Source organism: Nocardia farcinica (assembly GCF_029867845.1).
GTDB lineage: Bacteria > Actinomycetota > Actinomycetes > Mycobacteriales > Mycobacteriaceae > Nocardia > Nocardia farcinica_A.
The window spans coordinates 1-7843 of sequence record NZ_JARWRU010001083.1; the positions used below are offsets into that span (position 1 = coordinate 1).

Sequence of the window (7843 nt, forward strand, 5' to 3'; positions counted from 1 at the left end):
CAAAGAAGACCGCGGCCAAGACGCCCCCCGCTATCAACCCGGCGGCCACGCCCACGGCCCCCACGCGCTCCCGCCGCGCGCGCGCGCCGCGCGCGACCGCCGCAGGCGCGGCGCGGGCGCACCCCCACCGCCGCTGGACCGATGACGGCCCCGGGAACCACCTGACTCCCCGGGGCCCTTCGGCCGCCGTGCGGGGCCGATCCGTCCGACCGGCAGGCGCTACGGCGCCGAACCCGGTGCGCGGATCACGAATTCACCGGTCACGATTTCACTACGGAAGCCGACAGCTTCCGATCCAGATGATCGGCGGCCACGAGCCGTCCGTCCGCGATCGAGAGCACCCACGCGCTGCCCTTGCGGTTGCGTGCTGGTGGCAGTTTCAGCCCGTCCCGCTCGGCCCACCACCGCAGCAGATCGGGGATCACTCCGCCCTGGCTGCACACCACCGGCACCGTGCCCGGGGTGACCAGTTCGGTGGCTCTGCGCCTGCCCGCCTCGGGATCGTCCCGGTAGGCCTGCTCCGAGAGCGTCGGCTCCGGCGTCACCTCCACGCCCAGCTTGTCCGCCAAGGGGCGCACCGTGTCCACGCAGCGCACCGGGGGTGCGGAATGCACCGCCGTCGGGCCGAAGGTGAGCAGGTTGGGGACCAGCGCGCGCGCCTGCTCCTGGCCCGCCTGCTCGAGTGGCCGCAGCTCGTCGGGGCCGTCGAAGCGGGCGCGCTGCCCGGCTTTGGCGTGCCGCACCAGCACCAGGGTGGCGGTGTCGGCGGGCAGCCGGGCGAAGGTGCGCACCACCTGGCGGTCCATCGGATAGGACAACTCGTCCATCACCCGGTCCAGCGGATGCCAGCCGAGTTCGTCGACTTCGGAATTGGCGTGGAATTCGCCGTCGGCGACCGATGCGGCCCAATAATCGACACGCTTGAGTTTGCGATGACCGGGAATGGGATATGTGACATATCCCAGATACCGCCCGAGCGTGCACACCAGCCCGGTCTCCTCGTGCACCTCGCGCACCGCGGCGACCATCGGGGTCTCGCCGGGGTCGAGTTTGCCCTTCGGCAGCGACCAGTCGCCGTACTTCGGCCGGTGCACCACCGCGATCTCGATCCCGCCGCCCTCGCGTGGCCGCCACACCACCGCGCCCGCGGCGTGGATGTTGGCGGTGACCTGGGGATCCCAGATCGGGCCGTCGACGGTGTAGCCAGCGTGTTCGCTCACGGCTGTTCGGGCCTCCGAAGTCGCATCATGTACTGCTGGTGGTCGCGCACCTGCCCGTCCTCGGTGTCGCTCGGCGGCGAGGCGATCCAGCTGCCGTCGGGCTGCAGCACCCAGCACCGGGTGGTGGGGTAGAGCGCGGAATCGAGCACGACGTTCAATTGCTCCTTCAGTTTCGGATCGTTGACCTTCGCCATGACCTCGACCCTGCGGTCGAGATTGCGGTGCATCATGTCGGCGCTGCCGATCCAGAACTCGTCCTGGGCCAGGAAATGCATGACGCGGGAGTGCTCGAGGAAACGGCCGAGGATCGAGCGCACCTCGATGTTCTCGCTCATGTCCGGCACGCCCGGTTTCAGGCCGCAGATGCCACGCACCACGATCTGCACCGGCACACCCGCCTGAGAGGCCCGGTAGAGCGCGTCGATGACCTGCTCGTCGACGATCGCGTTGGCCTTCAACCGGATTCGCGCCGCGACGCCCTCGCCGGCGAGTTCGATCTCGCGCTGGATTCGCTCGATGATGCCTGCGCGGACACCTTGCGGGGCAACCAGCAGATTGCGGTAGTCCGACTTTCGCGAATATCCGGTCAGCGAGTTGAACAGGTCGGTCAGATCGGCGCCGATTTCCGGTGCGGCGGTGAGCAATCCGACGTCCTCGTACAGGCGCGCGGTCTTCGGGTTGTAGTTGCCGGTGCCGATATGGCAGTACCGCCGGATCGTGGAGCCCTCGCGCCGCACCACCAGGCAGGTCTTGCAGTGGGTCTTGAGACCGATGAGCCCGTAGACCACGTGCACGCCCGCCTGTTCGAGCTTGCGGGCCCATTTGATGTTGGCCTGCTCGTCGAAGCGGGCCTTGATCTCCACCAGCGCCACCACCTGCTTGCCCGCCTCGGCGGCGTCGATGAGCGCGTTGACGATGGGGGAGTCGCCGGAGGTGCGGTACAGCGTCTGCTTGATGGCCAGCACCTGCGGGTCGGCGGCGGCCTGCTCGATGAAGCGCTGCACGCTGGTGGAGAACGAGTCGTAGGGGTGGTGCACCAACACGTCACCCTCGCGCAGCGCGGCGAAGACGTTGCGCGGGGTCTCGCGCTCGCCGAAGGCGGGCGGGGTGGCCGGGACGTAGGGGGCATCCTTGAGGCCGGGCCGGTCGACGCCGTAGACCTGCCACAGGCAGGACAGGTCGAGCAGGCCGGGCACCTGGATCACGTCGGCCGGGTCCACATCGAGTTCGCGCAGCAACAGATCGAGCATGTGCTCGGTCATGTCGTCGGAGACCTCGAGGCGCACCGGCGAACCGAAGCGGCGCCGGGCCAGTTCCCGCTCCAGCGCCTGCAGCAGATCCTCGTCGCGGTCCTCGTCGACCTCGAAGTCGGCGTTGCGGGTGATGCGGAAGGAATGGTGCTCGACCACCTCCATGCCGGGGAACAGCTGGTCCAGGTGCGCGGCGATCAGCGCCTCCATGGGCAGGAAGGCCGCGATGGAGCCGGAGGTGCGGCGCACCCGCACGAAGCGGTCGACATTGTCGGGCACCTTGACGCGGGCGAAGTGCTCGCCGCCGGTGACCGAGTCCTTCACGGTGACCGCGAGGTTGAGGCTCAGGCCGCTGATGTAGGGGAACGGGTGCGCCGGGTCGACCGCCAGCGGGGTGAGGACGGGGAAGACCTGGTCCTGGAAGTAGGCCGACTGGCGGCGCTGCTCGTCGGCGTCCAGATCGTCCCAGCCGATGATGTCGATGCCCTCGGCGGTGAGCGCGGGCAGCACCGAGTCCATGAACACCCGCGCGTGCCGGTCGGCGATCTCCTGGGTGCGCGCGGCGATGAGCGCCAGCTGCTCACTGGGCGAACGCCCGTCGGCCGAGCGCACCGACAGCCCGGTCTCGGCGCGGCGTTTGAGCCCGGCGACGCGCACCATGAAGAACTCGTCGAGATTGGAGGAGAAGATGGCGAGGAACTTCGCGCGCTCCAGCAGCGGCAGCGAGGCGTCCTCGGCCAGTGCGAGCACCCTGGCGTTGAAGTCGAGCCAGCTCAGTTCGCGATTGAGGTAGCGATCCTGCGGCAAACGCTGTGTCGCCTGGTCGGGCTGGGGCGGCGTCACGGCCGGGGGCGGCGTTGGCAGCTGCTGCTGCTTGGCGATTTCCGTAGGACTCACAGAACCGATCATCCCCTACCCGCGGTCGACCGCGCATTTCGACATGAGCACGGTCATCGCGTGGTGAGCCGGGGCACGGCGACCCCCTAGCACACTCGGCGGACGGGCTCGTGAACGTGACAGAACCAGCCGATGTCGTGCAGGACAGCGCGAGTCGACGAGCCGGCGCCCAGCGCGACCACCCGCTCGAGGTCGGCGGCGGTGTCGACGTCGAGGCGGAGACCGGGCCAGTAACCGGTGAGTTCCACCGCGCCCGCGGCGATGTGGCGGCGGGCGGAGTCGGGTCCGAAGGCGGGCGCGAGATCGCCGCCGTCGCGGACCAGCAGCGCGGCGGTGCCGGAACCGGTGTGGTCGACCACGACCGCGCGGCCGTGCGGCGGGGCGGCGGCCAGCATGCCCGCGAGCTCGGCCGGGCGCAACGCGGGCAGGTCGGCCTGCAGGACCAGCAGGTCCGCGCCGGGGTGGCTCGCGCGCACGCTCGCGGCGGCATGCGCGAGCGCGGTGTTGAGTCCGTCGGTGTGCGCGCCGGCGGCGACGACGCCCGCGCGGGCCGGTTCGTCCGGTGAGCCGAGCGGGGGCTCGGGATGGGCGGTGGCTCCGAGCGTGCCGACCAGGTCGGTGACCGCCGCGTCCGGTGTCACCACGGTGATGGAGCGGATCTGCGGCACCGCCGACGCGGCGGTGACCGTGTCGGCGAGCATGGCCAGCACCAGCCGCGCCCGGTGCGCGGCGGGCAACCGGTCGGCGAGTCGGCTCTTGGCCTGATCGAGACGCTTGACCGCGATCAGGGCGTGCACGGCGTGCGGACGCATGAGCCCAATCCTTGCATGGCATATTGGGCTGATGACGAGGGCGGCAGTACTTGGTGCGGGATCATGGGGTACCGCGTTCGCGAAGGTGTTGGCCGACGCGGGAACGGATGTGACGATCTGGGCCAGGCGGCCGGAGATCGCCGAGGCGCTGGCCACCGAGCATCGCAACCCCGCCTACCTGCCCGATGTGCGACTACCCGAGGTCGCCGCCACCCACGATCCGGTACGCGCGCTGCGCGGCGCGGAACTGGTGGTGCTCGCGGTGCCGTCGCAGTCGCTGCGGGCGAATCTGACCGAATGGCGGCCGGCGTTGCGCTCGGCGATCGACGACCACGACGCCACGCTGCTGAGCCTGGCCAAAGGCATCGAGACCGGCACGCTGCTGCGCATGAGCGAGGTCATCGCCGAGGTGACAGACGCCGAGCGCGAGCGCATCGCGGTGCTGTCCGGGCCGAACCTGGCCAAGGAGATCGCCGTGGGCCAGCCCGCGGCCACCGTGGTGGCCTGCGTCGACCAGGCGCGCGCCGAGGCGGTGCAACGGGCCTGCTACACCGGCTATTTCCGGCCCTACACCAACACCGACGTGGTGGGCTGCGAGATCGGCGGCGCCTGCAAGAACGTCATCGCGCTGGCGACCGGCATCGCCGCGGGCATGGGCCTCGGCGACAACTCCATCGCCAGCATCATCACCCGGGGGCTGGCCGAGATCATCCGGCTGGCGGTCACCCTGGGCGCGGAGCCGGTCACCCTGGCCGGGCTGGCCGGTGTCGGCGACCTGGTGGCCACCTGCACCTCGCCGCTGTCGCGCAACCGATCGTTCGGCCACGTGCTCGGCGCGGGCGGCTCGATGGAGGCCGCCCAGCAGGCTACCCATGGCCAGGTGGCCGAGGGTGTGAAGTCGTGCACATCGGTGCGGGCGCTGGCCGCCGCGCACGACGTGGAGATGCCGCTGACCGACGCCGTCCATCGGGTGTGCCACGAGGGAGTTTCGGTCAGCGAGGCGGTCGGGAGCCTGCTCGGCAGGCGTATCAAACCGGAGCGGTGACCCGAGAAGTGCGGGTACGAGCCCCCCGAACCCGCCCGGTACGGTTTTCGGCATGACGAACCGGATCAGGGTGGCGGTGGTGTTCGGCGGACGCAGCAACGAGCACGCGGTGTCGTGTGTGTCCGCGGCCAGCGTGTTGCGGCACCTCGATCCGGGCAGATTCGAGCCGGTGCCGATCGGCATCACCCCCGAGGGCGGCTGGGTGCTGGCGGATGCCGAGACGGCCGCGATCGGGCTCAGCCACGACGCGCTGCCCTCGGTCGACGCCACCGGCACCGCGCTGACGCTCACCCCCGATCCGACCAGGTCGGGCGCGCTGGTCGCGCTCGACGACGCCGGCGCCGTGCTGGGCGCGGTCGACGTGGTCTTCCCGATCCTGCACGGCCCGTTCGGTGAGGACGGCACTCTGCAGGGCATGCTCGAGCTGGCCGGGGTGCCCTATGTCGGTCCCGGCGTGCTGGCCAGCGCCGCGGGCATGGACAAGGAGTTCACCAAGAAGCTGCTCGCCGCCGAGGGGCTGCCCGTCGGCAGGCAGGTGGTGCTGCGGCCCGGCACCGCGACGCTGACCGCCGAACAGCGGGCGGACCTGGGGCTTCCGGTCTTCGTCAAGCCCGCCCGCGCCGGCTCGTCCATCGGCATCACCAAGGTCGACGACTGGAGCGGGCTGGACGCGGCCGTCGACAAGGCCAGGCAGCACGACCCGAAGGTGATCGTGGAAGCGGGCATCGTCGGTCGCGAGGTGGAGTGCGGCGTGCTCGAATTCCCGGACGGGCGGGTCGAGGCCAGCGTGATCGCCGAGATCAGGATGCCCGAAGGGGACGGCCCGCAGTTCTACGACTTCGACACCAAATACCTCGACGACGTCTGCGAATTCGACGTCCCGGCCAAGCTCGACGACGAGACCGCCGAGACGGTGCGGCAGATGGCGGTGCGGGCCTTCCGCGCGCTGGACTGCCAGGGCCTGTCGCGGGTGGATTTCTTCGTGACCGAGAACGGGCCGGTCATCAACGAGATCAACACCATGCCGGGGTTCACCGCCATCTCGATGTACCCGCGCATGTGGGAGGCCGCGGGCGTGGACTACGCGACGCTGGTGTCCACGCTCATCGAGACCGCCCTCGCCCGTGGCACCGGGCTGCGCTGACCTCCCGCTCACCCGGCACTCCCGCTCACCCGGCGCCGTGTCCGCCCGGTTCGGTTCCGGCTAGTTCGGCAAAGGGCCCGGGTCGAGTTCGCGCGGGGCCACCGTGGCCGTGACGGCGTCGGAGACCTCTTGCAGCGGAGTCGGGCCGGTGCCGTCGGGAACGGTCAGCGCGATGTAGGTCTCGCGGTCGACGGCGAACCAGGTGCTGGTCTTCGCGGTCTCCTCGCGCACCTCGAACCAGCGCACGTCGTTGACGATCTGGAGCGGGGAGGCGCGATTGAACTCCAGCGGCCGGTCAAGACCGCAGCGCAGCACGATCGGCTCGCCCTCGTCCTCGGGTTGCCAGGCCTTGGTCGCGGGCGGGGCGGGCTCGACCAGGGTGGCCACGGTGTAGTCGCCCAGTTCGTCGGGCAGGGCGGGCAGCAGGGCGGCGCAGGCCGGTCCGTCGGCGGCGGGCGCGGGCACCGGGCCGAGCGCCAGCGGCTCCCGCTCGACCGGCATGTTGCGGGCGATCACCGCGGCGACGATGATGCCTGCCACCAGGACGACGGGCAGTGCGACGGCGGTGGCGATCAGCGCGGGGGAGTAGCGCGGCTCGACGGCCTCCGTGGCGTCCTGTGCGGTGGCGTCCTGTGCGGTGGCCTCCTGCCCGGTGGCGTCCTGCCCGGTGGCGGTTTCGGACGTGGCGTCCGCCGCCGGTGTGTGCTCCGGCCGCGAGTCGTCCTCGTCCGGCCTGTCCGCCGCCATCGCCCGTCCTCTCCCGGCTCCGCGCCTGCTGTGCGCGCGGGAACCGCTGTGTCTGTGCGCGGGTGAACCGCTGTCCATCTGCCCGGACCCCTCGCGCCCGAGGGATCGCCCTCGGTGGAGTCCGGCGCCCAGCACAGGGTACCGTCGAGCCGATTGCCGCCCGCACGACCACGGGAAAGGGGCCCGGTCATCAGCGAGAGCGCCACGCCCGAGCGGCCGACACCGCTGTCGGTGGGCGAACTGGGGGAATTCGCACTCATCGACCGCATCAACGCGGGCCGCGCGCCGGGACCAGGCGTGCTGCTCGGGCCGGGCGACGACGCCGCGGTGGTGGCCGCGCCGGACGGTCGCTTCGTGGTCACCACCGACATGCTGGTGCAGGGCAGGCACTTCCGGCTCGACTGGTCCTCCCCGCGCGATATCGGGCGCAAGGCCATCGCCCAGAACGCCGCCGACGTGTACGCCATGGGCGCGGCGCCCTCGGCGTTCGTGGTGGCGCTCGGTTGCCCGGCCGACACCCCGGTCGAGCTGATCGACGGGCTCAACGACGGGATGTGGGCCGAGGCGCGGCGGGCGGGCGCCTCCATCGCGGGCGGCGATCTCGTACGCAGCCCCGAACTGGTGATCTCGGTGACCGCCTTCGGCGACCTGCGCGGACAGCCGCCGGTGACCCGATCGGGCGCCCGACCGGCCGACGTCGTGGCGGTCGCGGGCAGGCTCGGCTGGTC

7 protein-coding genes are annotated in these 7843 nt (G+C 71.2%); 3 read left to right on the forward strand and 4 right to left on the reverse strand.

What is annotated here, in order from left to right:
* Positions 1 to 260 precede the first annotated feature (260 nt).
* From QH283_RS23900 to cofC, 3 genes are all read right to left on the reverse strand, one after another.
* Entirely contained in the window at positions 261 to 1220 is a 960-nt protein-coding gene (locus QH283_RS23900) for an NUDIX hydrolase (protein WP_280505183.1), read from the reverse strand.
* A complete protein-coding gene (locus QH283_RS23905) occupies positions 1217 to 3379 on the reverse strand; it encodes an RNA degradosome polyphosphate kinase (protein ID WP_280505184.1) in 2163 nt (720 codons plus the stop codon). The genes QH283_RS23900 and QH283_RS23905 overlap by 4 nt, the downstream gene beginning before the upstream one ends.
* A 74-nt stretch (positions 3380 to 3453) precedes the next feature.
* Positions 3454 to 4179 (reverse strand): 2-phospho-L-lactate guanylyltransferase, encoded by a 726-nt coding sequence (cofC, locus tag QH283_RS23910; protein ID WP_280505185.1) that lies wholly within the window; start codon positions 4177 to 4179, stop codon positions 3454 to 3456.
* A 31-nt stretch (positions 4180 to 4210) separates the two neighbouring features.
* Here cofC and QH283_RS23915 point away from each other — a divergent pair, with 31 nt between their 5' ends.
* Both QH283_RS23915 and QH283_RS23920 read left to right on the forward strand, forming a co-directional pair.
* Positions 4211 to 5224: an NAD(P)H-dependent glycerol-3-phosphate dehydrogenase gene (locus QH283_RS23915; RefSeq protein ID WP_280505186.1), complete on the forward strand. Its 1014-nt coding sequence runs from the start codon at positions 4211 to 4213 to the stop codon at positions 5222 to 5224.
* A gap of 52 nt (positions 5225 to 5276) precedes the next feature.
* Complete coding sequence (locus QH283_RS23920) at positions 5277 to 6368, forward strand: D-alanine--D-alanine ligase family protein (protein WP_280505187.1); 1092 nt, start codon at positions 5277 to 5279, stop codon at positions 6366 to 6368.
* 60 nt (positions 6369 to 6428) lie between these two features.
* Here the strand turns inward: QH283_RS23920 and QH283_RS23925 are convergent, their stop codons facing one another.
* Entirely contained in the window at positions 6429 to 7115 is a 687-nt protein-coding gene (locus tag QH283_RS23925; protein ID WP_280505188.1) for a DUF3515 domain-containing protein, read from the reverse strand.
* A gap of 231 nt (positions 7116 to 7346) precedes the next feature.
* On the opposite strand from QH283_RS23925, the gene QH283_RS23930 reads away from it, so the two are divergent.
* The coding region (locus QH283_RS23930) for a thiamine-phosphate kinase (protein WP_280505189.1) at positions 7347 to 7843 on the forward strand (497 nt) is incomplete at its 3' end.

What these genes read in the sequence shown, in the direction of transcription:
- QH283_RS23905 (WP_280505184.1), bottom strand. Translation starts at nt 3,379, where the DNA reads ATGATCGGTTCTGTGAGTCCTACGGAAATCGCCAAGCAGCAGCAGCTG.
- cofC (WP_280505185.1), bottom strand. Translation starts at nt 4,179, where the DNA reads ATGCGTCCGCACGCCGTGCACGCCCTGATCGCGGTCAAGCGTCTCGAT.
- QH283_RS23915 (WP_280505186.1), top strand. Translation starts at nt 4,211, where the DNA reads ATGACGAGGGCGGCAGTACTTGGTGCGGGATCATGGGGTACCGCGTTC.
- QH283_RS23920 (WP_280505187.1), top strand. Translation starts at nt 5,277, where the DNA reads ATGACGAACCGGATCAGGGTGGCGGTGGTGTTCGGCGGACGCAGCAAC.
- QH283_RS23925 (WP_280505188.1), bottom strand. Translation starts at nt 7,115, where the DNA reads ATGGCGGCGGACAGGCCGGACGAGGACGACTCGCGGCCGGAGCACACA.